Origin of the sequence: Thiobacillus sp. (assembly GCA_024235835.1) — a bacterium.
GTDB lineage: Bacteria > Pseudomonadota > Gammaproteobacteria > Burkholderiales > Thiobacillaceae > PFJX01.
Genome location: JACKLQ010000002.1, coordinates 395,519 through 422,180 on the forward strand (window position 1 = coordinate 395,519; position 26,662 = coordinate 422,180).

The following is a 26,662-nucleotide window of genomic DNA, read 5'->3' on the forward strand; positions in this document are numbered from 1 at the left end:
ACACCACAGGCTTGAAGATCCACCCTGCCCTCGTCGTCGATTTTCGACTCGCCCTGCGCAACATCCTGCGCCAGCGGCGGCGCAGTGCCATCGCCATCGCCGCCATCGGCTTCGGCGTCGTGGCCATGATGCTGTCCACCGGCTACATCGAGTGGATTTTCTGGGCCAACCGGGAAAAGGTGGCCGTCACCCAGTTGGGGCACATCCAGGTGGCCCGTCCCGGCTACCACGAGGAGGGGCTTTCCGACCCCATGTCCTTCCTGCTGCCGACCAAATCCCCCGCCCTGACCGCCCTGGAGGGCACCCCGGGCCTGCGCGCCGTGGCGCCGCGCCTTACCTTCAATGGCCTGATCAGCCACGGGGAGAGCACCATATCCTTCATCGGCGAGGGCATCGACCCGGTCAGGGATCCTTCTTCCCAGTACCTGGAAATCCTTTCGGGCCAGCGCCTTGCCAACGAAGATCACATGGGCATCCAGATGGGCATCGGCCTGGCCGCCAACCTGGGCGTCAAGACGGGCGACACGGTGGTCCTTCTGGCCAACACGGCCACCGGGGGCATCAATGCCGTGGAAGTCCACGTACGGGGCCTGGCCTCCACCTCCATGAAGGCTTACGACGACACCATGCTGCGGGTGACCCTGGACACCGCCCGGAAATTGCTGCGCACCCAGGGCGCCCACCTGTGGGTGGTTGGCCTGAAGGACACCGACCTGACGGACAAGGCATTTGCTGCCATCCATGACAACCCGGCCTTCAAGGCCTATGAAGTGACCCCCTGGACCAAGCTTGCTGACTTCTACAACAAGACCGTGGAACTGTTTTCCAGGCAGATGGGGGTGGTGAAGTTCATCATCGCCGCCATCATCGTGCTCAGCATCAGCAACACCATGACCATGAGCGTCATGGAACGCACCGTGGAAATCGGCACGGCCATGGCCCTGGGGGTCCGGCGTCGACGCATTCTCACACTGTTCCTGCTGGAAGGGGGCCAACTGGGGGCCGTGGGAGGAATCGTCGGCGTGACACTGGGCTACCTGGGGGCCGTGGCCATCTCGTCCATAGGCATTCCCATGCCACCCGCCCCGGGCATGTCACGGGGCTTCGTCGCCGGCATCACCATCACGCCCACCATCGTCTTGGAGGCCTTGCTGCTGGCCGTTTCCACGGCCCTGCTGGCCAGCATCTACCCCGCCTGGCGCGCGTCGCGCCTGGTGATCGTGGACGCCTTGCGTCACAACCGCTAGGGAATCCCGGACATGTGGAAACTCGCCCTGCGCAACGTCCTGCGTCACAAGACCCGCACGGCCATGACCCTGCTGGCCATCGTCACCGGGGTCGTGGGCCTCGTCCTCAGTGGCGGGTTCGTGCACGACATCTTCACCCAGTTGGGGGAAGTCCTCATCCATTCCCAGTCCGGCCATATGCAGGTCGCCCGCAGCGGCTATTTCGAGCGCGGCGCTCGCAGCCCGGAGAAATTCATGATGCAGGACGCTGAAGCACTGCGGGATGAAATCCAGGGCATGGACGACGTCGATAACGTCATGGGACGACTCTACTTCGCCGGCCTGCTCAACAACGGCCGCACGGACCTGCCCATCGTCGGCGAGGGCGTGGAACCGGCCCTGGAGGCGAAGCTCGGCAGCGGCATGGTCATCTCGTCCGGGCGCAGGCTGGAGGACAAGGACGAGCATGGCATGATGATCGGCCAGGGCCTGGCCCGCGCCCTGAAACTGGCCCCTGGGGACTGGGCCACCCTGGTGATCAACACCCCCGAGGGGGCCCTGAACAGCATGGAATTCCAGGTGATCGGCACCTTCCAGACCTTCTCCAAGGATTATGACGCCCGCGCAGTGCGCATCCCCCTGGCCGCCGCCCAGGACCTGCTCGCCACACCGGGCGTGAACACCCTGGTGGTGGAATTGAAGCACACGGAAGACACGGGCGATGTGGCCGAGCTCCTCGGGCAGCGCTTCGACGGCAAGGGTCTGGAGGTCAATTCCTGGCTCAAGCTTAACGACTTCTACGCCAAGACAGTAAAGATGTACGACGTCCAGTTCGGCGTGTTGCGCCTCATCATCCTGCTCATGGTGCTGCTGTCCGTGGCGAACAGCGTGAACATGAGCGTGTTCGAGCGGGTGGGCGAGTTCGGTACCATGATGGCCCTGGGCAACCGCAGCCGCAAGGTGACTGAACTGATCTTCATGGAGAACACCATCATCGGACTGGGCGGGGCCGTGATCGGCGTGGTGTTTGGCATCCTGCTGGCCATGGTCATTTCGGCCATCGGCATCCCCATGCCTCCGCCCCCCAATGCGGACCTGAGCTACATCGCCCACATCCGCGTGGTTCCCAGCGTGGTGGCGGGCGCCTTCCTGGTGGGCTTCGTCGCCACCCTCATCGCGGCCCTGCCCCCGGCACTGCGGGTGCGGCGCATCCCTGTGGTGGACGCCCTGCGCCAGAGCATCTAGCCCATGCCGGCAGCCGCCGTGTAAACATCAAAGCGTCATTGAGAGCCCAGCGAAGCAATCCAGCAAACTTACAGGCTCGACACCCATGGATCGCCGTGCCGCAATGCTCCTAGCGGTGACGGTCCCCATCCAGCGCTTTGCTAGAAGTCGTACCTCATTTCAGCGTAGGCCCGGTCCTGCTGGTCATACTGGCCGAACAGGCCCGTGACCGGCCCGTTGAAGAGGTCGAGTCCGAAAGTGAGTTTCCAGTTGGGCCGGAAGCCCCAGGAGGCCTTCGGACGCAGCATCCAGTCCTGGCGGTTCAGGCTGTGCACCAGCAAGGCCTCCACTGCCCAGTTGTCCGGCAATTTGCGGTTCACCAGCAGCGATACGCCGTTCTCGGCCCGGTCAGGAATGATGTTGGGGTTGTGGTCGAAGAAATAGCGCTGGAAGAACTGGGTGTTGACCCGGATCTCCGACGACGGGTTGAAGTCCAGGCCCACGGCCCAGTCCAGCGTGTTCTGTTCCACGACGCCGCCGGCGGGATCGGGCGCCACTACGTTGGTCAGGTTGAAGCGCCGTCCGTCCGTGTAGACCGCCTCGGCCTTGAGCACCACGTCGCGGAAGTCCTTGGCCAGGGTGCCGCCCAGTTGCCAGATCCGGTCATGGCGGGGCGTCAGGGTGCCCGGCGTGAACTGGTAGAACGTGGGCGAACCATTCATGCTGGTGTAGTAGAAGCCGGAGAAATCCCAGCCGTTGGTCAACTGCGTCAGCCTCACGCCGAAATTGCCGTGGTTCAGGCCCTTGCTGGGCTTGTCGTCCCCCAGGATGACTGCGGGAATGGGCAGGGGATAGGCATAAAAATCGGCGCCGCCGCCCGGGGCAAGGAAGTTCTTCGGCTTGCCGATCTCGTCATAGCTGGGGAAGGGGATCCACACCACTTCGGCGTGGAAATCTTCCTTGAAGTACTCGGCGCGGGCGGCCCACTGGGGGATGCGCAGGACCTGGAAGTCCGGCAGGATGAACTCGCGCAGATCCTTGGCCGAGACCACGTCGGCCACGAACATGCCCACCAGTTCGCCCCAGACGATGTGCTGACGCCCCAGGCGCCAGTCCCAGTCACCGGCCGTGAAATCCAGGTAGGTCTCCCGCACCTGGAATTCCAGGCGCTGGTCGTCGCGGACCTGGGCTTGATAGAAATCGTCCAGGTCGTAGATGGCGTTGTAATCCACCCGGCCGCTCAGCTTCCATTTCATGCCCTGCGCCAGGCGACCCTGGGTACCCAGTTCCAGGCGCACCATGGCCTTGGACCAGTGTTCGGGATCGGCGAGGGTGCCCGCAGTCTCGGCCTGGATAAAACCTTGCAGGCGCTGCGCGGGCGCAACTGCAGCCGCGGCCTTCTCGGGGGCGGACACCTTGGCCGGCTCGTCGAACAGGGCCTCCTTGCTAGCCGGCAGGGCGGCTTCCTCCTTGGCGGCAGCGGGCTTGGCCGCCGCGGGTTCCAGGGCAAACAACTCATCCCTGGAAGCCGGCACGGCTTCGGGCGCCCCGGCCGGCTTCGGCCTTTCGGCCGGTGTCTCAGGCACCAGGTCGAACAGCGCATCCTTTGACATGGGCGCCTCCGCCCCAGCGGCGACGGGCATCCACCCTCCCGCAAGCAACAACATCCCCAACAAACCCATGTGGCGATAACTCATGCCATGCACTCCTTAATGCGGTTGTCTCTCAAGAAAACGAAGGGACGGCTCGGAGGGTTTTATTCGAGCCGGGGGCACAACTCACCCCGTTCTCACTTGTTTCCAGCCCTTCTCCTGCTTCATCGCCAGCATGGCCAGATGGCCATCCTCGATGCGGACGAGCCGGTCCGCCATGGACATCACGCGCCGGTCGTGGGTGGAGAAGATGAAGGTCGTCCCGAGCCCCCGGTTGATCTCCTTCATGAGCCCCAGGATGCTTTCCCCCGTCTTGCTGTCCAAGTTGGCGGTGGGCTCGTCCGCCAGCACGATGCGCGGGTTGATGGCCAGGGCCCGGGCGATGGCCACCCGCTGTCGTTGCCCGCCGCTGAGTTGGTTGGGCATGTGGTGGGCGTATTTCTCCAGTCCCACCATGTGGAGGTAGCGCTTGATCCGCTTGGCCCGGTCATGGGGGCTCAACTCAGGCAACTGCAGGAGGGGATATTCCACGTTCTCCGCCGCCGTGAGCACCGGGAACAGGTTGAAGGTCTGGAAGATGAAGCCCGTGGTGCGGGCCCGCAGGTCGGCCAGTTCATCCGCCGACAAGCCCGTCACCTCCTTGTCGTCGATGAACACCCGCCCCGTGGTGGGCGTGTCGATGCAGCCGATGATATTGAGCAGGGTGGTCTTGCCGCTGCCGGATGGGCCGGCGATGGCCAGGAAGACGCCCTCCTCGAAAGAGAGTGTAATATCGTGAAGTGCGACCACTGTCTGGTCGCCCAGTTGATATTCCTTGGTGACGCCTTCTACGCGGACCAGGCTCATGAAAGGGCTTCCGTGCAAGGCAGCGACATTGGATGGCCCAGTGACATGTCCGTTATTCCGTTCTTAAGCATCCGCTTGTTTCCTACCCTATCCCTCATGGCCGGTCTGGCCCTGCTCACGGTGTTCTCCAGTGCCGTCGTCGCCGAGAGCCCGGAGCGCGGGGACAGCCTGGCGCGTGCCATCCTGGAAAAGTCAGACGCCATCCGCTTCCCCACGGAGGGCTTCCAGGTGGACATCAACATCACCAGCACGGCCCCGGAACAGGATGCGGAAGTCCGCAAGTACCGCGTCCTCTCCAAGGGCAACGACAATACCGTGGTGATGATACTGGAACCCGCCTCGGAGCGGGGCCAGATCATGCTCATGAAGGGCCGCGACCTGTGGGTGTTCATGCCCAACGTCTCCCAGCCCATCCGCCTGGGCCTGGCCCAGCGTCTCACCGGCGAGGTGGCCAACGGCGACCTGGCCCGGGCCAACTTCAGCGGTGACTACAACCCGGCCCTGTTGCGCTCGGAAAGGGTGGGGGGCGAGGATCACCACGTCCTGGAACTCATTGCCGTGGACCGGGGCGTGACCTACCACCGGGTGCTGCTCTGGGTGAACAAGGCCAACCACCGGCCCCGCAAGGCCGAGTTCTACTCCCTCTCCAACCGGCTCATGAAGACCTGCACCTATGAAAGCTTCCAGGAAATGGCCGGCCTGCGCCGCCCCACCCGGCTGGTCATGGAAGACGCGCTGCGGCCTGGCGAGGAGTCGGTGCTGGAATACAGCCACATGAAACTGCGGGACCTGCCGGACAAGGTCTTCTCCAAGGACTACCTGAAGAAGCTGCAGTAGCTTCGGCCGGCAAGCCAGGTCCCTTCAGGCAAAGGGGTCGTTCTTCAGGCCGCCCAGGCCAAAAAAGGTGCGCATGTCGTCCAGGTCCCGGCGGTAGCGGGACTTCAAATCACGCCGCATGGTCTTCAGCCGCAGGCGCAATGCCTCCGGCAGCGGCTTGTCCTTGCTCTTGACGATGACCAGGAAGGGGACCTTGAAGGTGGACACCAGCCGGGCCTCGTCGGCAAGGAAACGTTCGGTCAGGGCGGCGAACTCCTCTTTCAGGAAGGCCGCCCGCAGGGAACGCTCGTAGTCCAGGGAGAACAGGTGGGGCTGGTACCGGGCGTTCATGTAGGCGAAGAAAATCACCGACTTCAGGGACTTCAAGCGACCGAAGTCCGTCAGGTAGACCGCCCCGCCTGGCTTCAACACCCGGCGGACGGCGGCGAAGCACGCCTCCAGGTGCCCCAGGGTGGGCAGATGGTGCAGGGCCATGGTGCTGATCACCGCGTCCATGCTCCCGTCCGGGATGCCCGGCAACTGGGTGATGTCGCCCTCCCGGAACGAGACGTTGGTCAGCCCCAGGGCCCCCACGTGTTTTTCCGCGTTGGCCAGCATGGTGGGGGACAGGTCCATCCCCGTGAACCGGGTGCCGGGATTGAATTCGGCGACCTGGGCCAACTGGGTGGCCGGTCCACAGCCCAGGTCCAGCACCTGGGCCCGGCCCTGGATCACCTGGCTGATGCGGGCGGAATGGAACAGGTAGGCCGCCGCCATGACCCCGTCGATGCGGCCGGCCTCGCCGTAGGCGGCCACCTGCTCCGGATCGTCCATGACCAGGTCGGGCTCGGGCTCCCTGGGCAGGGTGCGGTCCACGACCAGTTCGCGCAGGAAGGTGGGGATCAGGGCGGGATTGGGCATGCCAGCTTTATAAATGAAAAAAGCCCTGCCTGGTAGCCAGGCAGGGCTTCTTGGAGCGCTTGACCCGGGATCAGGCCTTGCGACGACGGGCCAGACCCAGACCCATCAGACCCAGGCCCAGCAGGCCCAGGGTGGCGGGCTCGGGAACGCGCTCCACGTTGACGGTGAAGTCAACGTTATCGAAGGAATCAAAGGGAGTAACCACACCTTCGGTTCCCAACAAGCTGCCGGAGCCGCATACATTAACGGGGCCCAATGCACCGCACCCGACCTTGTTAAAAGTCAGACCAGAATAATTAGCCAAGATGCTCAAACCCGTATTGAACACGCCACCATTCAGGGGAGCATTCGTTTGGCCCACAACATCAATGTCATTTGTAAAAGAGGTCGAAGCCCAGAAGTCGCTTGCGGTCGCAAAGCCAAGGGTCATAAAGGGCGAGCCATTGGTAGCCGTAGCAATGCAGGAGGCCAAATCAGTACAAGTGGCATTATTTACCCGGGTGTAGTCAGGTGTTGCGTCCTCAAACATTGCAACCATGGCGCCCACACCGTAAGTAGCTTGGAAACTAGCGGTTGGTGCAAACAAATACTTATAAACACCATCTGCTAGGCCAGGCGTAGCAGGAACAAGTTCTTGATATCCGACAACCACACCCTCAAAGAAACCAGTCAGTTCGTTGTTGCCACTGCCACCACCCAGGTAACGAGTTGCAAAACCGGTTTTTTCCAGAGTCTCAATCGTAAAGATACCTTGCAGGGTATCGCCCAACTCAAGCTTACGGTTGGTATTCAGGTCACCAGAGAGCCACTCGGCGCTGTTGTCAGACAACTGCTGGAAACCATCAAAGAACTGGCTGGCTACGGTACCGGCTTGGGCCCCAGCTGCCAGGGACATCATGGCGGTCAACGCCGCGAGTTTGAAGACTTTCATTTTCTTTCCTTTCGTTACATTGATCTTTGCTGGAACCTACTTACCTGCTCCGCGTTTTATCGCAGTCCAGTTAAAGCAACCACCGTGCCAATATCAATAAATCATCGCAACGCCATGATTATTAATGGAATAAATTCCTCTGAAAAATCGGGCCGAGGATCAGAAGCCGGACTTGTAAAGCTTGCCGACACCTACAGGCGCTGGAAAAGGGAAGTACAACGCCGTCGGGCCGCGACAGGGAATTATGTTCCAGATGACCCGCAGGAGCCCCTGTCACGACGCAGCCAGATAGGACTCCAGGGCGGATCGGGCGCTGTGGATGGCCAGGGGTTTGGCATAACCCACCCTGAACAGCATGAGGGGCACCCATCCCGGCGCCAGTTCCCGCCAGCCGTCAGCCAATGCGCTTTGCAGGTTGGGGGAAATGCACTCTGACGTTGCACCTTTCAGCCCATAGAGGGCTACGGCCGGCAGGGGCTGGAGCACCCGGCCCTGCTTCGTGGCCGTGAGCCAGACGCGCTGGAAAGTACGACCCGCCTTAAAGACGGACTGGTCGTCCGCCTCCTTCACGCCGATCATGCCCAGGTTGGGTGCCAACCAAGCCGGCAGTCCGCTGGCGCGCCAGCCCAGCATATGGTGGGTGCCGAAGAGATTGAGGGCGCGCATCAGGGGCCAATGGCGCATGAGGGCGAAAAAGGGCCGCAGGGGCAGCTCCACTCCCAACGCCCCTGGGGGCAGCCCTTCCTCACAGGCATGGCTCCAGCCCTGGTCGAAGCGGATGGCAGAAAACAGTTCCGCATGCAGTTCGGCGTTGCGAAAGCGCTCCGTCTCGGCCTTCCTCATCAGGCCGATCACCTTTTTCCTCAACCGGGGTTCGTCCATCCAAACCAGGTGATTGGACGGGGCGTTCGCCAGCTGAACCGAAAATTCGGCTTTTTCAGGCTCCGATAAGGCCGGACCGCGGAAAAGGACGCGGCGGTTGGTGTGCCGCAGGGGAATCATCGAACAGAGCGGATCCTCTGCCCGGCCATCCTGTGTGAATGTCACCTCCAGCAGGCAATCGGCCGGCGTCTGCCCGGGAAACAAGGTCACCGTAGCGGTGAGCCCGAAGCGGGTGGCGGCGATGGCCAGGTTCTCTGCCACCGCCCCGATGGACAACAGCAACAGGACCCGCTTGTAGCCCCCCTCGGCAGGCAGTTCCTGTTCCGTATGCTTTACCCGCAAGACATTTTGGGTCAATTCAAAACGGATGCGGTGCTGGTTGTCCGCGGAAGGCGCCAGCACGGCGCTTTCCAGGATGTACCTGAGCTGTTCCGGGTCCGGCAAACGCGAATCAGATGGGCTCATGCCCGACCCATTCCCCCCGGTTGGTGATGAGCTCCCAGACGGCGGGGCAGACCCTTTGGATGTTGGGCAGGGCTTCTTCCATGGTGCCCAGGCAGGGCGTGCGGTTGCCGTGGTAGTCCACGTCCGGGCCGATGCGGTTGAAGATGACCCCGAACCGGCCCAGCAGCCTGAGCAGGGCCGGTTCCATGACGGCGTAGCACTGGGTGATGCCGTGGTCGTAGGCCATGTGCATGACTGCGGCGAACAGGCCGAGGGAGATATGGGGCAGGACCCGGCGCTCGTCCTCCTCGAAATACATGTCCACGTTCTCGGCCACGCCGGCCAGGGTGCCGGATTCGCCGATACGGCGCTTGAACACCTTGGACACCGCGAAGCGGGAGATCTCTCCCAGGCATGCACGCTCGGCCGCATCGGCCACGGGCCGGTCCAGCTGGCAATGGGACTCGATGGGATAGGGAGCGGAGATGTCCTGGGGGTCGGGCAGGATCAGGCGGGCCGTGGCGGCATAGACACCGGTGCGCCGATGCCTGACCAGATAATGGTCCGAACGCCGGTCGAACTCGTCCTCTTCCCAGCAGATACGGCCGTTGCCCGCCACATCCACGCAGATGCAGTCGTCCTCGTCCTCGAACCCCGTCTCCAGGACATAGACCTGGTAGCGCAACAGGTACACCTGCTTGCGCAGTTCCGCGCTATCCGCATGGACCAGTTCGAAATAATCGTTGAAGGCCGAGACCAGATCCGGGCTCAAACCATGTCTCCTCTTGGGGTGGCAAGCCAGTGTGCCACAGGTTCGATGCCTTGGACGACTTATAGCCCCAGCATGTGCTTCGCCACGGCAATGGCCAGGCGGTTGAGCGGATTGGCGTTGCCGCCGGGCCGCCAGGTTCGGGCCAGCTTGTTGCGGTAGGCATCAAACTGCATGCCGTGGGGTGCGGCCAGCACCGGCCCACGGCCCAGGAGGATCTTGAGGGCCTCGGTGCCCGCCACGCCGGCGCACAGGGAGCAGGCCATCACCGTGGAAGGCCCCCGCCGCTCGGCCAGGTTCACCCGGGAGCGGTCCGCCAGGTAATGGCGGTGCAAGGCGTTGGGGGCCAGCCCGATGAGAAAACGAATGGCCTTTTCCAGTTCGGGACACCCCTGGAGCTGGAAGTAGTCTTCAAAACCCATCCGCCCCGGCAGGAAATTCAGGAGGGCTGCGCTCATTCCCAGGGGCGCCACGGTGATGGCCGGGATGCCATGGTCATGGCAATAGGCGAATACCTCCTCGCGTGCCTGGAAGGCGAAAAAATCCAGGCCGTCGACGTAAAGGTCCACCTGCGCAAAGAATTCGGCCAGGTTGGCCTGGGTCACGCCATCACGGAACCGCTTGATGTCAGCCTGGGGGTTGATCTCCAGGGCCATCTCGGCCAGGGCTTCCGCCTTGTGTCGGCCCAGGGCGCCCATGGAAGCGCCCGCCTGGCGGTTGAAATTGGCGAGTTCGAACTCGTCCAGGTCCGCGATATGGAAGTGCTGCACGCCCAGCCTGGCCAGGGTCAGCAGGTGGAAGCCGCCCACCCCCCCCATGCCCGCGATGGCAACCCGCTTGCCGCTGAGCAAATGCTGCTCGGCCTCGGTTACCCAGCCAATATTGCGCGAAAAGGCGGTCGTGTAATCGAAAAGGCTGGAATCCAAGTGGAAGTCATCCCTGCATCAGACGTTCCAGGATTCTGTCCTCTTCTGCCTTGGAAAGGAAATAGGGGAACAGCGAGCGTTCCTGCTTGGCCAGTTCGGGACGCCCGCCGAATTTGTCCACCATGTCCCGACCCCACTGGGTGTCCACTCTCAGCAGCACGGCCGGCGCGTTGACCCTGGAACACATGCGCTCCGTTCCCAGCACGTCAAACCCGAGCATGCGCTGATAGAACGAGACGTGGGACGGATTCACCTCGATGACGATGTCGGTGTAGCCCCAGATGCGCTCCGCGTAGAGGAAGGCAATGTGGAACAGGCCCGCCAGGATGCGCTTGGACGTGCGCTTGTTGTCGATGGCCAGCTTGGTGAATTCACAGACCCGACGTCCGGCTCGGCGCAGCTCGTCGACCTCGGGTTTGTAAATTTCGTCGACAAGCAGGCCAGCTCCCGTGTCGAAGCCCAGACTCAGGGTGCCCATCATCTCGTCGCCCTTGTAGCTGGCAAGCGTGATGTTTTCCGGGCACACCTGCTTGTGGCTCAGGTCCCCCACGGAGAAGTAGCCCTTTTCTTCGTAGCGGCGCTCGACCAGGACCCGGGCAGCCGTGGAGCGGGAAGCGTCGTGGGCCAGGCGAATCTTGATGGTGTCCTGACGGACGGTTTCTTCATTGTGGGCGCGCAACGGTTCAGGCTTGCGCGGAACCAGTCCTGCATTCTGCAAGTGGCCCGGCGGGGGCACGACCACGAGGGTTTTTGCCCATCGCTGGCTGCCAGCACGCAACCTATCAAAGAAACCCAAAGTCAACTCCTGAGCATTAGCGAACGCTTATGAATGATACACAGACTTCATTACACCGCCGGACGCTGAAGTGACGGATAACATCCCTTCAACGCTTCGATACAATCCACGCCATGCCGACCGAACCTCTACCTACCCAGGGCAGCGAACGATACCTGGTTCGCCACGCCCACGAGATAGAACGCATCCTCCGGGGCGTCATGGAATCCAAGTCCCCCATCGCCCTTTACGACACCAAAGGACGGGATTTCATCCTGTCCTCCATAGTGGCCCTGGACCCCCAGGAAGGTTCCCTTCAAGTAGAGCAAGGATCGAGCCAGATCCTCAACGAGCGCCTGCTGGAAAGCGGCCATGCCACCTGCGTCACCACCCTTGACCAGGTCCACATTCAGTTCACTGCCCAGGATATTCAACCCGCCCGGCTGGAGGAAGAACCCGTCTTCCGCTTTCCCATTCCCCGGGAGCTCCTGCGCCTGCAGCGCAGGGAGTACTACCGCCTCGGCACGTCCGTCATCAACCCCGTGCGCTGTGCCATCAACACGCCCCAGGGCTTCATTGATACCGTCGTTGTGGACATCAGCATAGGCGGGATGGGCATCCTCTCCTACGAAGGTGCCGGCTTGTTGCATCCCGGCGACAGCTATCAAGGCTGCCGCATCACGCTCCCCGGCACGGGCGAGTTCGCCATCAGCCTGACGGTGCGAAGCACCTTCGACCTCACCCTCAAGAACGGCCGGGTCACTCACCGGGCCGGCTGCCAGTTCATCGACCTGCACCCCAGCGTGGAGACGGAAATCCAGCGCTACATCAACCGCGTGGAGCGGGAAAGGCTGGCCCGTTACATCTGACCCGGTCTACCGGTCCTCGGCCAGCCACCGGGCCGCATCCAGGGCAAAGTAGGTCAAAACCCCATCCGCGCCGGCGCGCTTGAACCCCAGCAGGCTTTCCAGCACGCAGGCCTGCTCGTTGATCCAGCCGTTCTGGCCGGCCGCCTTGAGCATGGCGTACTCACCGCTCACCTGATAGACGTAGGTGGGTGCCTGGTAGGTCTCTTTCACCCGCCGCACGATGTCCAGATAAGGCATGCCGGGCTTGATCATGACCATGTCGGCCCCTTCCTGCAGATCCAGCCCCACTTCCCAAAGGGATTCATTGGAATTGGCCGGGTCCATCTGGTAGGTGTACTTGTCCCCCTTGCCCAAATTTGCGGCAGATCCCACCGCGTCCCGGAAGGGTCCGTAGAAGCTGGAGGCGTACTTTGCCGAGTAGGCGAGGATGCGAGTGTAAAGAAATCCGGCAGCATCCAGGGCTTCCCGCACAGCGTGGATCCGACCATCCATCATGTCCGAGGGGGCCACCACATCGGCCCCTGCGGCCGCATGGGTTTCGGCCTGGCGGGTCAGCACGGCGATGGTCTCGTCGTTGAGCACGTAGCCCCGGGGATCGTTGGGGTCGATGAGTCCGTCCTGGCCGTGGCTGGTATAGGGGTCCAGGGCCACGTCGGTGATGATGCCCAGCTCCGGGAACCGCTGCTTCAGGGCGCTGACCACCCGGGGCACCAGGCCGGCCGGGTTATAGGCCTCGGCTGCATCCAGGCTCTTCAGGCCGGCATCCACCACCGGGAACAGGGCCATGGCGGGCACCCCGTATTTCAGGCAGTCCTCCGCCACCACGAACAACCGGTCCAGGCTCATGCGTTGCACGCCGGGCATGGAGGCCACGTCCTCCACCCGGTTCTCCCCATCCAGCACGAACACGGGCAGGATCAAGTCCGCCGGGGTCAGCACCGTCTCCCGCATGAGGCGGCGGGAAAAGTCGTCGCGACGCATGCGGCGCATGCGTTTTTGGGGAAAGCGGGACAGATCGAACATCAGGCTTTGCTCCATATAACCAGAACGAATTTACCAGGCAGGTGACAAGCTTACCGGGAACCATCGCCCAGGACATGACGTCTATCAAGCCAGACGAGTGTCGTGAGACACAGCTTCCATCGTCTCCCGCTTCTCCTCCCTGAGCGGGTGCCTTAACGCAAGGTTAAGGCCTCTTCTACCCGGCCTGATCCCCTTCGGCCGGGTTTTTTTTGGGTGTCCCCAGCCATTGCCGCACCAAGGCCTCCGCCTCGTCCACACCCACCCGCTTCAGACTGGAGAACAGCTGCACGGAAGCAGGGAACCCGGCCTCCTGGAGGGCGGCACGTACCTTGAGCAGGGTTTGCTGGGCAGGTCCCCTGGACAGCTTGTCGCTCTTTGAAAGCAGCACGTGGACGGGCTTGCCCGAAGGCCTGAACCACTCCAGCAGGGACCAGTCCAGCTCAGTCAGGGGATGGCGGATGTCCATGATCAGCACCAAGCCCATGAGATGGGAACTGCGGGCCAGATAGCCGCCGATCAGGTCCTGCCACTGCATCTGCTGCTCCTTGGGGGCCTTGGCGAAGCCATAGCCCGGCAGATCCACCAGGAACCGCCCGTCGGCAATACGGAAGAAATTGAGCAACTGGGTGCGCCCGGGCAGCTTGCTGACGAAGGCCAGCCGCTTGTGGTTGCAGAGGGTATTGATTGCGCTGGATTTGCCCGCGTTGGAGCGGCCCGCGAAGGCCACCTCGGCCAGGCTTTCCCGGGGCAGGTCACGGGCATTGGCGACGGAGATATGGAAAACGGCGTTAAGCACGGTTGGCACTCATGTAAACAGGCCGTTACAATGCCGCGATTTTCCCTTGCTGTCATTCCGGATATTTAAGGAGCGTTTCATGAAAGCCTTCGCGCTGCTGACTGGCCTGCTGATTTCTGCCGTGGGCTTTTCCTCCCTCTCTTTCGCCAAGGGCGATGCCGCCAAGGCCCAGTCCATCGTCAACAACGTGTGCGGCGCCTGCCACAACACCGATGGCAACAGCAACAATCCCATCTACCCCAGCCTGGCCGGCCAGCACCCCGAGTACATTGCCAAGCAGCTCACCGAGTTCCGCTCCGGCGCCCGCATGAACGCCACCATGGCCCCCAACGCCGCCAAGCTCTCCGATGACGACATCCAGAACCTGGCCGCCTACTTCAGCGCCCAGCAGCCCAAGCCCAAGCAGGCCAAGGATGCAGCCCTGGCCGCCGAAGGCATGAAGATCTACAAGGGCGGCAACCAGGGCAGCGGCGTACCCGCCTGCGCCTCCTGCCACGGCCCCGCCGGTGCCGGCATCCCCGTGCAGTTCCCCCGCCTGGGCAGCCAGCATGCCAAGTACGTGCTCTCCCAGTTGAAGAACTTCCGCAGCGGCGACCGCGCCAACGACGGCGGCAAGATGATGCAGGTCATCGCCCGCAAGATGACCGACCAGGAAATGAAGGCCGTGGCCGAATACATCTCCGGCCTGCGTTAAGATTCTCTTCCTCCGAAGCGGCCCGCCTCGCGCGGGCCGTTTTCTTTTGTTCTGCCGCCCATGTCCCAGTTCGACGACCTTAATCCGCAACAACGAGAAGCTGTAAAGTATCTCGACAGCCCCCTCCTGGTGCTGGCGGGCGCCGGCTCGGGCAAAACCCGGGTCATTACCCGCAAGATCGCCTACCTGGTCACCGGCTGTGGCATCGAGGCCCGCCATATCGCCGCCATCACCTTCACCAACAAGGCGGCGCGGGAAATGCGGGAACGGGTGTCCGAATTGCTCCCGGGTAAGGCGGCCCACGGCCTCACCGTCTCCACCTTCCACTCCCTGGGACTGCACATCCTGCGGGCCGAGGCCAGGCGCCTGGGCTACAAGCCCCGGTTTTCCGTGCTGGACGCCGCCGACGCCAACGGCATCCTGTCCGACATCCTCAAGAACCCGGACAAGGGCAGCCTGCGCCAGGCCGCTTCAGTCATTTCCAACTGGAAAAACGCCCTGCTCAGCCCCGCCGAGGCCCTGAAGGCGGCCGAAGACGAAGCCCAGCGCCAGGTGGCCGTGGCCTACCAGGCCTATCAGGACACCTTGCGGGCCTACCAGGCCATGGATTTCGACGACCTCATCCGCCTGCCGGTGGAACTGTTCCGCCTGCACCCGGACGCCCTGCAGACCTGGCAGGGCCGCCTACGCTACCTATTGGTGGACGAATACCAGGACACCAACGGCGCCCAGTACGAGCTCATGAAGCTGCTGGCGGGCCCCATGGGCCGCTTCACCGCCGTGGGAGACGACGACCAGGCCATTTATGCCTGGCGGGGCGCCGACGTGGAGAACCTGCGCCGCCTCACCACCGACTGGCCCCAGCTGAAGATCATTCCCCTTACCCAGAACTACCGCTCCAGCCAGCGCATCCTCAAGGCCGCCAACAGCGTCATCCGCAACAACCCCAGGCTGCACGAGAAGAACCTGTGGAGCGAGCTGGGTCTGGGGGACCACATCGAGATCGTGCAATGCCGGGACGACCGCCATGAGGCGGAAACCGTGGCCATGCGCATCTCCGCCCACAAGTTCGAGCATCGCACCCGCCATGCCGACTATGCCGTGCTCTACCGGGGCAATCACCAGGCCAGGCTGGTGGAAGAAGCCCTGCGGGAGGCCAAGATTCCCTACCAGCTCTCCGGCGGCCAATCCTTCTTCGACCGGGCGGAGATCAAGGACCTCACTGCCTATTTGCGCCTCATCGCCAACCAGGACGACGACCCCGCCTTCATCCGCGCCGCCACCACGCCCCGCCGGGGCATCGGTGCCGGCACCCTGGAAAAGCTGGGGGATCACGCCGGCAAGCGCCACGTCAGTCTGTTCGAGGCGGCCTTCGAGGAGGGTTTCCAGGCCCAGATGCAGGCCCGCCAGCTGGAACCCCTGGTGGAATTCTGCGACTTCATCAACCGCCTGGCCTTCCGGGCCGACAAGGAACCCGCCGGTCGCCTGCTGGAGGAACTGCTGGCCGCCATCCATTACGAGGAATGGCTCTACGGCAACGAAGACGACCGGTCCGCCAAGGTGAAGTGGGAGAACGTGAGGGAATTCGTGGACTGGCTGTCGAAAAAAGGCGAGGAAGACGACAAGAGCCTGAACGAACTCACCCAGACCGTGAGCCTCATGAACCTGCTGGAAGGCCGGGACGACACCGAGGTGGATGCCGTGCGCCTGTCCACCCTCCATGCCGCCAAGGGCCTGGAGTTTCCCCACGTCTATCTGATCGGCGTGGAAGAAGAGATTCTTCCCCACCGGGAATGTTTGGAGGGCCCCCGCCTGGAGGAGGAGCGCCGCCTGATGTACGTGGGCATCACCCGGGCCCGGCGGGGCCTGGTCATCACCCACTGCGCCAAGCGCAAGAAGGGGGGAGAGAACGTGCCCTGCGAACCTTCACGTTTTCTGTCGGAATTGGATGGGGGCGAGGTGAAGCGCTCCGGAGCCCCCGAAACAGACCCCAACGCCACCAAGGCCGAGGGCCAGCGCCGCCTCTCCGCCCTGAAGGCCATGCTGGGCAGCAAATGAAAACGCCGCCCGCAGGCGGCGTTTTCTGGCGGCTTCCGAAGCCTTACTGCTTCACGGCCGGCTTGGCGGCGGCCATCGCTGCCTTGGCCTGGTCGATCATGTAGTCCACGGCGACGATGGTGTCGGCATCGGACAGTTTCTCGTTGCCGCCCTTGGCGGGACCGCCGAAGCTGCCCTTGATGGCGGCGGTATACAGGTAGTCCCGGCCTTCCTTCATCAGGGCTGCCCAGGCCTGGGTGTCGTTCAGTTTCTGGGCACCAGTCTTGCCGGTGTCATGGCAGTAGGCGCAGTTCTCGGCGTACACCACCTTGCCCCGGGCCAGTTCGGCGGCGGTGGGCTCCTTTTCCTTCTTCAAGGTGGGCTCGAACTTGCCGCCGGCGACGTTGGTCATGTACACGATGCCCCGGGCCACTTCCAGGTCGGACAGGTCCGGCTCGCCGCCCCGGGCAGGCATCTTGTTGAAACCGTTGAGGGCATGCACGAGCAGGGTGTCATACCCCTTGGCGATGCGGGGGCCCCAGTCCTTGGATTCCTTGAACTTGGGCGAGCCCAGGGCGCCGGAGGCGTGGCAACCGGCGCAGATCTCGTTGTAGACCTGCTCGCCGGTCAGTTCCACCTTGGGGGCATTGGGGTCCACCGCGACGGACTTGCCGAAGGGCTGGATGCGAGACTGGACAGCCTGGTCGGAGACAGGCGCCGCATCCTCCTGGCCCATGCGGCCCTGGATGCCTATAAACAGCATAACGATGAGAAAAATCGCCAGACCGGGGGCGAACAAACCACCCAGAGTGGCAATAAGGAAGTCCTTCGGCGTGGTTTTGGTCATCTCGTGATGGTCGGCCATGGCGCAGTTCTCAATAACGGGGGTCGGTTGCAAAAACCTGCTGATTATACGGTCATATGCCTGACCGGCGTGAAGTGCTGTGCTATTCTTCGCGGCCCGCGCGCCCGTAGCTCAGCTGGATAGAGTACTGCCCTCCGAAGGCAGGGGTCGCACGTTCGAATCGTGTCGGGCGCGCCAATTCCCATCTCGGCCCCTCCCCGCCTGCGCCAGGTCAAGGCCAGGCTTGCCAGGTCGGCCTGTTCCTCTATCATCCCCTGCACCTCATTCCCTTTCACGAAGTGCCAGGAACAGCCATGCAGTCAGGTCCCCGCGAGATCACCACGCCCTTCCGTCCCATTCCCCTGGACGTGCCCGAGGGCATGAAGCCCAACGAGTTCTTCAACAGCACGGAGAACCTGAACGACCTGGTGCACAACAACGGCCTGCTGCAGAACCCGGAGGGCCTGCTGCTGTACCGCAAGGCCCTGGGCCACAGCAACGAGTTCGACGCCTCCATCATCTACAACACCTCCCGCGCCATCCTGGACCCCCTGGGTCGCCCGGTACGCCGCACCCAGGTGCCGGAGGCGGTGAAGAACGTGTGGAACCGGATGAACGCCATCATCTACGACTACATGCTGGAGCAATACCCGGACCCGGAGAAACACCTGGTCCTGGCCGGGGAGGCCAGCCTGGACGCCACCTGGCCCCTGACTTCCCCCGGCGTGCCCAGTATCCGCATGCTGCACAACCACTTCATCGTCTTCAACAAGGAAGAACTGGCCGCCGCCCCCGTGGCGGACGAGAACAACCCCAACCTCACCGACGGCGGCCAGCATTCCCTGTTCCAGGCCTATCTGCGCGATGTTTACCGGGCCTTCTTCGATGAACTGGACCTGGAGATCCTGCGTCCCTGCACGCCCGGGTCCTGCAAGATCGCCATCACCGGCTATCCCCAGGGCCTGCCCAGCTGGGAGGTGACGGGGGGCGCGGCGTCCCTGAAGGAAATCCGCTTCTGGAAGGAATACGACACCCTGCTCAAGGGCTTCATCGACTTCTACCGCACCTTCTTCAGCCAGGTGTCCACCCGCAACGCGCCCCTGCCAAGGGATATCCACTTCCCGGAACTGGTTGAGGACAAGCTCCAGTTCAACAACGACTTCCTCAAGACCGCCAAGATGGTGCGGGACCGCTGCATCAAGGACGCCAAGTACGCCAACGCCATCCGCTGGCAGCCGGCCTTCAAGCAGCTCATCTACCGCAACGACGCCGGCAAGCTCATCGTCACCATCAGCCAGAATTCCATCGGCAACGCCATCACGGAACTCCTGGGCGTGGTGGTGAACCGCCGCCCGGACGCCGACGCCTACGGCCGCGCCGAGCCGGCCCTCATCGCCCGTCTGCTGGAGGTGCGCCGCCGCCTGGTGGAGGCGGACCTGGGTGACACCATCGCCACGCCCTACTGGGACGCCTGATCCGCGGCCCGAAGGGTCTCATCCAGACGTTGCTGCTGCAGTTGCTGCGCGGCTTCCATCTGCCGCTGCACGTCCTGCTGAATCCGCTTTGCCTCCTCGGCCTCCTGGGCCTTGAGGGAGGCCTGAATGGCGGCGGTGCCCACCGTTTCCGCACCACAGCCCATCATCAGCAGGCCCAGCATAAAAGGCGCAATCCACCGCTTCATGACCATCTCCTAATAGCTCGCCTTCCCAAAGCGTAGGCCCGCCGGAGGGCAGCGCAAATAAAAAAGCCCGCCTAGGCGGGCTTTCAGGAAAGCGGGAAACGCTCAGAGGGGGCGGATATTGGAGGCCTGCTTACCCTTGGGACCCGTGGTCACCTCGAACTCCACCTTCTGGTCTTCCTTCAGGCTCTTGAAGCCCTTGGACTGAATCGCGGAGAAGTGTGCAAAGAGGTCCTCACCGCCTTCGTCGGGAGTAATGAAGCCAAAACCCTTAGCGTCGTTGAACCACTTAACGGTACCAGTTGCCATATTGAATCATCCTAAATGCGTGAATGGACTGACGGGCATACCCCCGCCACGCAAGCGCCAAGCCAGGGGTGCAACTGAAATACCAACCAAGGGTAGGGAACAGCCGAACAAACACCACTTGAGAACCTGCGCGCGTGACTCTACAGCAGCGTTTTCGCGGCAACAAGCACCCACATGCATTTAAGAAAATCATGATTTTCTTAGGCTCACGCCATGAGCCCCATGCATTCCACAATGGCTCCACCCTGGCCACTGGAGCACGCACCATGAAATCCCCCTCCCTCACCCGCTGTCTTCATCACCCCGACGGCCTGGTCCTGCTGGTCAGCCTGGTCTCCCTGGCATTGACCATAGGCTCCACGCTGCTGGGTTGATCTGCGCCTCGACGTAACCGGAAGCCGCCCTCAGGTCATGGTTCCCTGAGCCTGCCTGAAAGGCAGCCGGGCGGCCATCTCCGCCTGGTAATCCACCATGGCTGCATCCTCCCGCACCAGGAAGCGGGCGACCGCCAGCCTCATGGGCCCATCCGCGATCCAGTAGCCCGACCAGGTGGACTGGGGTTCGAAGCCGCGGGCCAGCTTGTGCTCCCCCTGGGCGCCCGGCTCGAAGCGTTCCAGGCCCTGGGCGATGGCGTACTCGATGGCGCTGTAATAACAAAGCTCGAAATGCAGACCCGGACAGGCCATGTCCGCCCCCCAGTGGCGGCCATGGAGGGTAGTGGCGTCCCGGTAGCAGATGGCGGAGGCCACCGGTGTCTCGCCATTCCAGGCCACGAACACCACCATTTGACGCCCCAGGGAAGCGCCCACGGACTCGAAGAACGCCTTGGAGAAGGCCGGGTGATTGCCGTGGCGCACGAAGGTATCCCGGTAATGGCGGTGGATAGCTTCCCAAAGCGGGGCATCGATCTGATCGCCGTAGCGTACCTCGATGCGCAGCCCCGCTTCCTGCACGCCGCGCCGCTCCCGCTTCAGCTTCTTGCGCTTCTCCGCACTGAAACCGTCGAGAAAATCAGCGAAATCCCGATAACTCCGGTTAAGCCAGTGGAACTGGACCCCTCGCCGCAACAGCAGCCCGGCCGACTCCAGCAAGGCCTTTTCGCCCTCCTCCACGAACAGGCACTGCCAACTGGACACTTTCATCTCCGCCACCAGGGCTTTCGCAGCATCGACCAGTTGGGCCCTTGCCTCTTCCCCGACCCGGCTCAGCAGACGCGGCCCTGGCGAAGGGGTGAAAGGCACGCCGGTGACCAGCTTGGGGTAGTAGGACATCCCCGCCTGGCGCCATGCCCCGGCCCAGTCCCAATCCCGGGAGAAGTCGCCGAAGGAGTTGTAGCGCTGGTAGAGGGGCAGCAACCCCGAAATCCGGTTCGCGTCATCCCGCAATACAAGATGCATGGGCTGCCAGTCCAGGGCCTCTGCGGCCGCCCCGGTCCTTTCCGCCGCCCCCAGGAAGGCGCGGCTGACGAAGGGATCCCCGGCCGTGGCCAGGGCTTGCCAGTCCGCTTCCGGCAGATCGTCAGCGCCTGCAAGCAACTGCGGCGACATGCCTCAAAGACCCGGGTCCGCGCCTGCCCTCGCCCGGCGCCACACCAGGCAGCGGTTGTTGGCGGGCATGGCCCGGTCCTCCACCAGCACCAGGCCGATGCCCCGGGCAAGAGCATCCACCGCCTCGAAATCCCGGATGCCCTGATGGGCGCCCCGTTCCTTCAGCCAAATCTCGAAGGCGGCATTGCTCTCGCTGGTGAATTGGCCGCCGTAATTGAAAGGCCCGTATATGATCAGCTTGAAATCGGCCGCCATGATGACAGGCATCCCGGTGAACAGGCGTTCCACGGCCTCCCAGGCCATGATGTGCAGGCAGTTGGCGCTGAATACCCCGTCGAAGCGCTGCGCCGGCCAGTCTCCAGACACGTCCAATTCCAGGGTGGGCGGCGTGTTGGGCAGGAGGGCCTCATCCAGCCAGGCCTGGATACCGGCCAGGTTCTCCGTGCGGTCGGAAGCCTGCCAGGTCAGATGGGGCAGGGCGGCGGCGAAATACACCGCATGCTGGCCCGTGCCGCTGCCAATCTCCAGCACTCGGCTTCGATCCATGAAGTGGTCACGCAACACCTCAAGAATGGGGTCACGATTGCGGTCACAGGAAGGGGCGTGGGGTTTTTCCATGGGGCTGGCGCATCAGGTTCGATGAGCCTTTTTACACGGAAAGTCTGGCTGTTGGGGTGGTGGACCGAAGGAGGATCGAACTCCCGACCTCCGCATTGCGAACGCGGCGCTCTCCCAGCTGAGCTATCGGCCCCCAGAAAGCTGGCGCGAAGTATAGCTAAAAGCCCTATTCCATCCTAGCGAGCCCTGCCCCTCGCCAGCAGCCAGATGCCGATGAGCACCATGGGCAGGGACAACCATTGGCCCATGCTCACCATATAAGAATGGCCGAAGATGCCGGCGTCAGGTTCGCGGAAGTATTCGGCGACGAAGCGGAACACGCCGTAACCGATCAGGAAGACGCCGGACACCGCGCCCACCGGGCGGGGTTTCGCCGAGTAGATCCACAGCAACACGAACAGGCACAGTCCCTCCAGCCCCGTCTGGTAGAGCTGGGACGGGTGGCGGGGAATCTGGTCCACATGGGGGAACACCATGGCCCAGGGCAGGTCCGGCGGCGCGGCACGGCCCCAGAGCTCGCCGTTGACGAAGTTGCCGATACGGCCGAAGGCCAGGCCCAGGGGTACCAGGGGGGCGACGAAATCCCCCACCTGGAGGAAGCTGCGGCCGGTCTTGCGGCCGAAGGCCCACAGGGTGACCAGTACGCCGATGAGGCCGCCGTGGAAGGACATGCCCCCCTTCCACACGGCGAGGATTTCCGCCGGATGGGCCAGGTAATATCCCGGCTCGTAGAACAGCACCTGGCCCAGGCGCCCCCCCAGCACCACCCCCAGCACGCCCCAGAACAGCAGGTCGTCCAAATCCTTCTTGTTCCAGCCCAGGTCCGGCCGGGTGGCGATGCGCCGCCGCCCCAGCAGGATGAAGGCGATGAAGGCCGCCAGGTACATGAGGCCGTACCAGTGCACCGCCAGGGGGCCCAGCTTGATGGCGATGGGATCGATGTCGGGGTAAACGAGCATGTTGGGCGAGGGGTCGGAAAGGGCCGGCTGGGATAAAATGCCATGGATTATAGAGACCCAAGGTTTCAACCATGCCCCAATACCGCTCCCGCACCACCACCCAAGGCCGCAACATGGCCGGCGCCCGCGCCCTGTGGCGTGCCACCGGCATGAAGGATGGGGATTTCGAGAAACCCATCATCGCCATCGCCAACTCCTTCACCCAGTTCGTGCCGGGCCACGTCCACCTGAAGGACCTGGGCCAGATGGTGGCCCGGGAGATCGAGGCGGCGGGTGGCGTGGCCAAGGAGTTCAACACCATCGCCGTGGACGACGGCATCGCCATGGGCCATGGCGGCATGCTCTATTCCCTGCCCAGCCGGGACCTGATCGCCGACAGCGTGGAATACATGTGCAACGCCCACTGCGCCGACGCCCTGGTGTGCATCTCCAACTGCGACAAGATCACCCCCGGCATGCTCATGGCCGCCCTGCGCCTGAACATCCCCACGGTGTTCGTATCCGGCGGCCCCATGGAGGCGGGCAAGGTCACCTGGCAGGGCAAGACCATCATGCTGGACCTGGTGGACGCCATGGTGCAGGCCGCCGATTCCAAGTGTTCGGACGAGGAGGTGGAGGCCACCGAGCGTTCCGCCTGCCCCACCTGCGGTTCCTGCTCCGGCATGTTCACCGCCAACTCCATGAACTGCCTCACCGAGGCCCTGGGCCTGTCCCTGCCGGGCAACGGTTCCCTGCTGGCCACCCACGCGGACCGCAAGGAACTGTTCCTGCGGGCCGGCCGCACCGCAGTGGACCTGGCCAAGCGCTATTACGAAGGTGGCGACGAATCCGTGCTGCCCCGTTCCATCGCCACCTTCGAGGCCTTCGAGAACGCCATGGCCCTGGACATCGCCATGGGGGGCTCCACCAACACCGTGCTGCACCTGCTGGCGGCGGCCCGGGAGGCGGGGGTGGGCTTCACCATGCAGGACATCGACCGCATGAGCCGCAAGGTGCCCCACCTGGCCAAGGTGGCGCCCAGCACCCAGCAGTACCACATGGAGGACGTGCACCGGGCCGGCGGCGTCATCGCCATCCTGGGGGAACTGGACCGGGCCGGGCTCATCCACCGCAACTGCCACACCGTGCATAGCAAGACCCTGGGCGAGGCCCTGTCCGTGTGGGACGTGATGCAGGCCCACGACATCTCCGTGTTCGAGTTCTTCAAGGCCGCCCCCGGCGGCGTGCCCACCCAGGTGGCCTTCAGCCAGAACCGCCGCTACCCGGAACTGGACCTGGACCGGGCCCACGGTTGCCTGCGGGACAAGGCCCATGCCTACTCCCAGGACGGCGGCCTGGCCGTGCTGTACGGCAACCTCGCCCTGGACGGCTGCATCGTGAAGACCGCCGGCGTGGACGCCAGCATCCTCAAGTTCACCGGCCCCGCCCGCATCTTCGAGAGCCAGGACGCCGCCGTGGAAGCCATCCTGGGCGACCGGATCAAGGAAGGCGATGTGCTGGTTATCCGCTACGAAGGCCCCCGTGGCGGCCCCGGCATGCAGGAGATGCTCTACCCCACCTCCTATTTGAAGTCAAAAGACCTGGGCAAGGCCTGTGCCCTCATCACAGACGGCCGTTTCTCCGGCGGCACCTCGGGCCTGTCCATCGGCCACGTCTCGCCGGAAGCAGCGGAGGGCGGTGCCATCGGCCTGGTGCAGGAAGGCGACACCATCGAGATCGACATCCCCCAGCGCAGCATCCATCTCAAGGTGGACGCCGAAGAGTTGTCCCGGCGCAGAGGCGAGATGGAACAGAAAGGCGCCGACGCCTGGAAGCCCGCGGGACGCAACCGGCCGGTTTCCGCCGCCCTGCGGGCCTATGCGGCCATGACCACCTCCGCCGCCAACGGCGCGGTGCGGGACGTGAGCCAGGTGGAACGCAAGGTTTGAGGCGTGATGGCCCTGGGCGCGCCTGAACAGGAACCCCTGGATGGCGAGGACCGGGATACCCTGGAGCGCTTCCGCAACTGGCACGGCTTCCTGGCGGCGGCCCTGGCGGTCAATGCCCTGTTCGTCTATGGCATGCTGGGCAACGTGGCGGACCCCAGCGTCAGCGCCTGGTTCAAGGCCCTGGTCTGGCTGCCCTTCAACGCCATCGCCACGGCGGTGTACCTGATGCTGGCCCTGCGGCTGTCGAAAGGCCGTGGAGGCATGTTCTTCGTCACCCTCTGCGCAATCGTAGGCATCGGCAACTGGGTGGTGATGCTGTTGGCGGGCAATTGAAACGGGAGACGACCATGAGCAAGCAGCAGATGAAGACCCTCCTGGTGGCCAACCCCAAGGGCGGCAGCGGCAAGACCACCCTGGCCACCAACCTGGCGGGCTACCTGGCCAGCATAGGCCAGCAGGTGGCCCTCATGGACATGGACCGGCAGCAATCCGCCAATGCCTGGCTGGACCTGCGGGAAGAGGAACTGCCCCCCATCGCCCGCTTCCAGAGCGGCACCAGCCCGGACTGGCTGGTGATCGACTCCCCCGCCGGCCTCCACGGCAAGATGCTGGAACGGGCCCTCAAGCTGGCCACCCAGGTGGTGGTACCCGTCTCTCCCTCCATGTTCGACATGGCCGCCAGCCAGGACTTCCTCGACGCCCTCCAGGCGGAGCGGGGGGTGCGCAAGGGCAGGATATTCGTAGGCGTGGTGGGCATGCGCATCGACCCCCGCACCCGCATGGGCCTGACCCTGCAGGAATTCCTGGAAAAGCAGGACCTGCCCGTGCTGGCCTACCTGCGCTACGCCCAGAGCTATGTGAACGCGGCCTTCGAGGGCAAGAGTCTGTTCGACCTACCCCATCACCTGGCCAGCCGGGAACTGGAACAGTGGGATTATTTGATCAATTGGCTGAATCAGGAGATTGCACCATGAGTACCCCCCAAACCCTTGCCGACCTCAACAGCCGTTTCGGCCTGCCCGCCCTGAAATTCGTGGAAGGCCCCGGCGGCCTGATCTTCGCCGAGATCGACAACAAGCTGGGCAGCGCCACCCTGTGCCTCCAGGGCGCCCACATCACCACCTTCCGGCCCAAGGACCAGGCGGAGCCGGTGATCTGGCTGTCGGACCTGGCCAAGTTCGCCGCGGGCAAGTCCATCCGCGGCGGCGCACCCGTGTGCTGGCCCTGGTTCGGCCCCCATGCCACGGAAAGCGGGTTCCCCGGCCACGGCTTCGCCCGCACGGTGATGTGGGAAGTGACCGGCAGCGCCGCCCTGGCCTCCGGCGAGACGGAAATCCACCTGGCCCTGGTGGATACGGACCAGACCCGGGCCCACTGGCCCCATCCCAGCCGGGTGGAACTGAAGGCCGTGGTGGGCAAAAGCCTGAAGATCGATCTCACCACCACCAACATGGGCGGCGGGGATATCACCATCGGCGAGGCCCTGCACACCTACTTCCGCATCGGCGACATCGCCCGCATCGGCATCACCGGCCTGGAGGGCTGCGAGTTCGTGGACAAGGTGGACGGTAGCCAGCGCAAGACCCAGGCCGGCGCCATCGCCTGCACCGGCGAGGTGGACCGGGTGTACGTGAACACCGCCGCCACCTGCGTCATCGAGGACCAGGACCTGAAGCGCCGCATCGTCATCGAGAAGGCCGGCTCCCGTTCCACCGTGGTGTGGACTCCCTGGGCGGAAAAGGCGGACAAGATGGGCGACTTCGGCCCCGTGGTGGACAATGCGGGCGGCTGGCGCGCCATGGTGTGCGTGGAGTCCGCCAACGCCGTGGATAACGTGGTGATCGTCCCCGCCGGCCAGAGCCATGTCATGAGCGTGACCTACTCCGCCGAGGCCCTTTGAAGCACCGCTCCTGGGGAGTTCTTGACCTCCGCCAATGTCCAAGTTCTG

General features: G+C 63.7%; 26 protein-coding genes, 2 tRNA genes and 1 pseudogene. 12 read left to right on the top strand and 17 right to left on the bottom strand.

Annotated elements, in window-relative coordinates; translation table 11 throughout:
• The first annotated feature begins 11 nt into the window (after positions 1-11).
• Both H6935_10025 and H6935_10030 read left to right on the top strand, forming a co-directional pair.
• Positions 12-1,247: an ABC transporter permease gene (locus H6935_10025; protein ID MCP5278683.1), complete on the top strand. Its 1,236-nt coding sequence runs from the start codon at positions 12-14 to the stop codon at positions 1,245-1,247.
• Positions 1,248-1,259: 12 nt separating this feature from the next.
• Positions 1,260-2,471 (top strand): ABC transporter permease, encoded by a 1,212-nt coding sequence (locus tag H6935_10030; GenBank protein MCP5278684.1) that lies wholly within the window; start codon positions 1,260-1,262, stop codon positions 2,469-2,471.
• 140 nt (positions 2,472-2,611) lie between these two features.
• Here H6935_10030 and H6935_10035 read toward each other — a convergent pair whose 3' ends face one another.
• Positions 2,612-4,063, bottom strand: coding sequence for a hypothetical protein (locus tag H6935_10035; protein ID MCP5278685.1), 1,452 nt, complete (start codon positions 4,061-4,063; stop codon positions 2,612-2,614).
• Between the two features lie 165 nt (positions 4,064-4,228).
• Positions 4,229-4,948, bottom strand: a complete 720-nt coding sequence (locus H6935_10040; GenBank protein ID MCP5278686.1) for an ABC transporter ATP-binding protein — start codon at positions 4,946-4,948, stop codon at positions 4,229-4,231.
• A gap of 96 nt (positions 4,949-5,044) precedes the next feature.
• On the opposite strand from H6935_10040, the gene H6935_10045 reads away from it, so the two are divergent.
• Positions 5,045-5,785: an outer membrane lipoprotein-sorting protein gene (locus tag H6935_10045; GenBank protein MCP5278687.1), complete on the top strand. Its 741-nt coding sequence runs from the start codon at positions 5,045-5,047 to the stop codon at positions 5,783-5,785.
• Positions 5,786-5,809: 24 nt separating this feature from the next.
• Here the strand turns inward: H6935_10045 and H6935_10050 are convergent, their stop codons facing one another.
• The 6 genes and pseudogenes from H6935_10050 to H6935_10075 all read right to left on the bottom strand — a co-directional run bounded on the left by H6935_10050 (position 5,810) and on the right by H6935_10075 (position 11,316).
• Entirely contained in the window at positions 5,810-6,685 is an 876-nt protein-coding gene (locus H6935_10050) for a class I SAM-dependent methyltransferase (protein MCP5278688.1), read from the bottom strand.
• A gap of 70 nt (positions 6,686-6,755) precedes the next feature.
• A pseudogene (locus tag H6935_10055) lies at positions 6,756-6,836 on the bottom strand (PEP-CTERM sorting domain-containing protein).
• Between the two features lie 1,053 nt (positions 6,837-7,889).
• Complete coding sequence (locus H6935_10060) at positions 7,890-8,963, bottom strand: hypothetical protein (protein ID MCP5278689.1); 1,074 nt, start codon at positions 8,961-8,963, stop codon at positions 7,890-7,892.
• The gene (locus H6935_10065; protein ID MCP5278690.1) at positions 8,950-9,714 is read right to left on the bottom strand and encodes a PEP-CTERM/exosortase system-associated acyltransferase; all 765 of its coding nucleotides are present in this window, start codon (positions 9,712-9,714) and stop codon (positions 8,950-8,952) included. Before H6935_10065 ends, H6935_10060 begins: the two co-directional genes overlap by 14 nt.
• A gap of 59 nt (positions 9,715-9,773) precedes the next feature.
• On the bottom strand, positions 9,774-10,637 hold the full coding sequence (locus H6935_10070) for a ThiF family adenylyltransferase (GenBank protein MCP5278691.1): 864 nt from the start codon (positions 10,635-10,637) through the stop codon (positions 9,774-9,776).
• Between the two features lie 7 nt (positions 10,638-10,644).
• A complete protein-coding gene (locus H6935_10075; GenBank protein MCP5278692.1) occupies positions 10,645-11,316 on the bottom strand; it encodes a hypothetical protein in 672 nt (223 codons plus the stop codon).
• Positions 11,317-11,546: 230 nt separating this feature from the next.
• Here H6935_10075 and H6935_10080 point away from each other — a divergent pair, with 230 nt between their 5' ends.
• Positions 11,547-12,281, top strand: coding sequence for a flagellar brake protein (locus H6935_10080; GenBank protein MCP5278693.1), 735 nt, complete (start codon positions 11,547-11,549; stop codon positions 12,279-12,281).
• Between the two features lie 6 nt (positions 12,282-12,287).
• On the opposite strand, the gene hemB is transcribed toward H6935_10080, so the two are convergent.
• Together hemB and H6935_10090 are read right to left on the bottom strand one after the other, a co-directional pair.
• Positions 12,288-13,304: a porphobilinogen synthase gene (gene hemB, locus H6935_10085; protein MCP5278694.1), complete on the bottom strand. Its 1,017-nt coding sequence runs from the start codon at positions 13,302-13,304 to the stop codon at positions 12,288-12,290.
• A 175-nt stretch (positions 13,305-13,479) separates the two neighbouring features.
• Positions 13,480-14,109 (bottom strand): YihA family ribosome biogenesis GTP-binding protein, encoded by a 630-nt coding sequence (locus tag H6935_10090; protein MCP5278695.1) that lies wholly within the window; start codon positions 14,107-14,109, stop codon positions 13,480-13,482.
• Between the two features lie 70 nt (positions 14,110-14,179).
• Here H6935_10090 and H6935_10095 point away from each other — a divergent pair, with 70 nt between their 5' ends.
• Both H6935_10095 and H6935_10100 read left to right on the top strand, forming a co-directional pair.
• Positions 14,180-14,794, top strand: coding sequence for a cytochrome c4 (locus H6935_10095; protein ID MCP5278696.1), 615 nt, complete (start codon positions 14,180-14,182; stop codon positions 14,792-14,794).
• 60 nt (positions 14,795-14,854) lie between these two features.
• Complete coding sequence (locus tag H6935_10100) at positions 14,855-16,852, top strand: UvrD-helicase domain-containing protein (protein MCP5278697.1); 1,998 nt, start codon at positions 14,855-14,857, stop codon at positions 16,850-16,852.
• A 43-nt stretch (positions 16,853-16,895) separates the two neighbouring features.
• On the opposite strand, the gene H6935_10105 is transcribed toward H6935_10100, so the two are convergent.
• Positions 16,896-17,696 carry a c-type cytochrome gene (locus tag H6935_10105; GenBank protein ID MCP5278698.1) on the bottom strand — a complete coding sequence of 267 codons (801 nt, stop codon included), beginning with the start codon at positions 17,694-17,696 and terminating at the stop codon, positions 16,896-16,898.
• A gap of 100 nt (positions 17,697-17,796) precedes the next feature.
• Here H6935_10105 and H6935_10110 point away from each other — a divergent pair.
• Both H6935_10110 and H6935_10115 read left to right on the top strand, forming a co-directional pair.
• Positions 17,797-17,873 (top strand) — tRNA-Arg (locus tag H6935_10110).
• Between the two features lie 116 nt (positions 17,874-17,989).
• On the top strand, positions 17,990-19,150 hold the full coding sequence (locus H6935_10115) for a hypothetical protein (protein ID MCP5278699.1): 1,161 nt from the start codon (positions 17,990-17,992) through the stop codon (positions 19,148-19,150).
• On the opposite strand, the gene H6935_10120 is transcribed toward H6935_10115, so the two are convergent.
• The 6 genes from H6935_10120 to H6935_10145 all read right to left on the bottom strand — a co-directional run bounded on the left by H6935_10120 (position 19,135) and on the right by H6935_10145 (position 22,786).
• Complete coding sequence (locus H6935_10120) at positions 19,135-19,356, bottom strand: hypothetical protein (protein MCP5278700.1); 222 nt, start codon at positions 19,354-19,356, stop codon at positions 19,135-19,137. The two genes, H6935_10115 and H6935_10120, sit on opposite strands and share 16 nt — an antisense overlap.
• Positions 19,357-19,458: 102 nt before the next feature.
• Positions 19,459-19,662 carry a cold-shock protein gene (locus H6935_10125; protein ID MCP5278701.1) on the bottom strand — a complete coding sequence of 68 codons (204 nt, stop codon included), beginning with the start codon at positions 19,660-19,662 and terminating at the stop codon, positions 19,459-19,461.
• Between the two features lie 404 nt (positions 19,663-20,066).
• A complete protein-coding gene (locus H6935_10130) occupies positions 20,067-21,209 on the bottom strand; it encodes a GNAT family N-acetyltransferase (protein MCP5278702.1) in 1,143 nt (380 codons plus the stop codon).
• 3 nt (positions 21,210-21,212) lie between these two features.
• Positions 21,213-21,827: a DUF938 domain-containing protein gene (locus H6935_10135; GenBank protein ID MCP5278703.1), complete on the bottom strand. Its 615-nt coding sequence runs from the start codon at positions 21,825-21,827 to the stop codon at positions 21,213-21,215.
• A gap of 57 nt (positions 21,828-21,884) precedes the next feature.
• A tRNA-Ala gene (locus tag H6935_10140) sits at positions 21,885-21,960 on the bottom strand.
• A 43-nt stretch (positions 21,961-22,003) separates the two neighbouring features.
• Positions 22,004-22,786 carry a prolipoprotein diacylglyceryl transferase gene (locus H6935_10145; protein ID MCP5278704.1) on the bottom strand — a complete coding sequence of 261 codons (783 nt, stop codon included), beginning with the start codon at positions 22,784-22,786 and terminating at the stop codon, positions 22,004-22,006.
• 71 nt (positions 22,787-22,857) lie between these two features.
• Between H6935_10145 and ilvD the strand changes: the two genes are divergently transcribed.
• From ilvD to H6935_10165, 4 genes are read left to right on the top strand one after another with little or no spacing between them, the layout of a single operon-like run.
• Positions 22,858-24,714 (top strand): dihydroxy-acid dehydratase, encoded by a 1,857-nt coding sequence (gene ilvD, locus H6935_10150; GenBank protein ID MCP5278705.1) that lies wholly within the window; start codon positions 22,858-22,860, stop codon positions 24,712-24,714.
• Between the two features lie 6 nt (positions 24,715-24,720).
• A complete protein-coding gene (locus H6935_10155) occupies positions 24,721-25,047 on the top strand; it encodes a hypothetical protein (protein ID MCP5278706.1) in 327 nt (108 codons plus the stop codon).
• A gap of 29 nt (positions 25,048-25,076) precedes the next feature.
• Positions 25,077-25,688, top strand: a complete 612-nt coding sequence (locus H6935_10160) for a ParA family protein (protein ID MCP5278707.1) — start codon at positions 25,077-25,079, stop codon at positions 25,686-25,688.
• Positions 25,685-26,614 carry a D-hexose-6-phosphate mutarotase gene (locus H6935_10165; GenBank protein MCP5278708.1) on the top strand — a complete coding sequence of 310 codons (930 nt, stop codon included), beginning with the start codon at positions 25,685-25,687 and terminating at the stop codon, positions 26,612-26,614. The genes H6935_10160 and H6935_10165 overlap by 4 nt, the downstream gene beginning before the upstream one ends.
• The last annotated feature ends 48 nt before the right edge of the window (positions 26,615-26,662 follow it).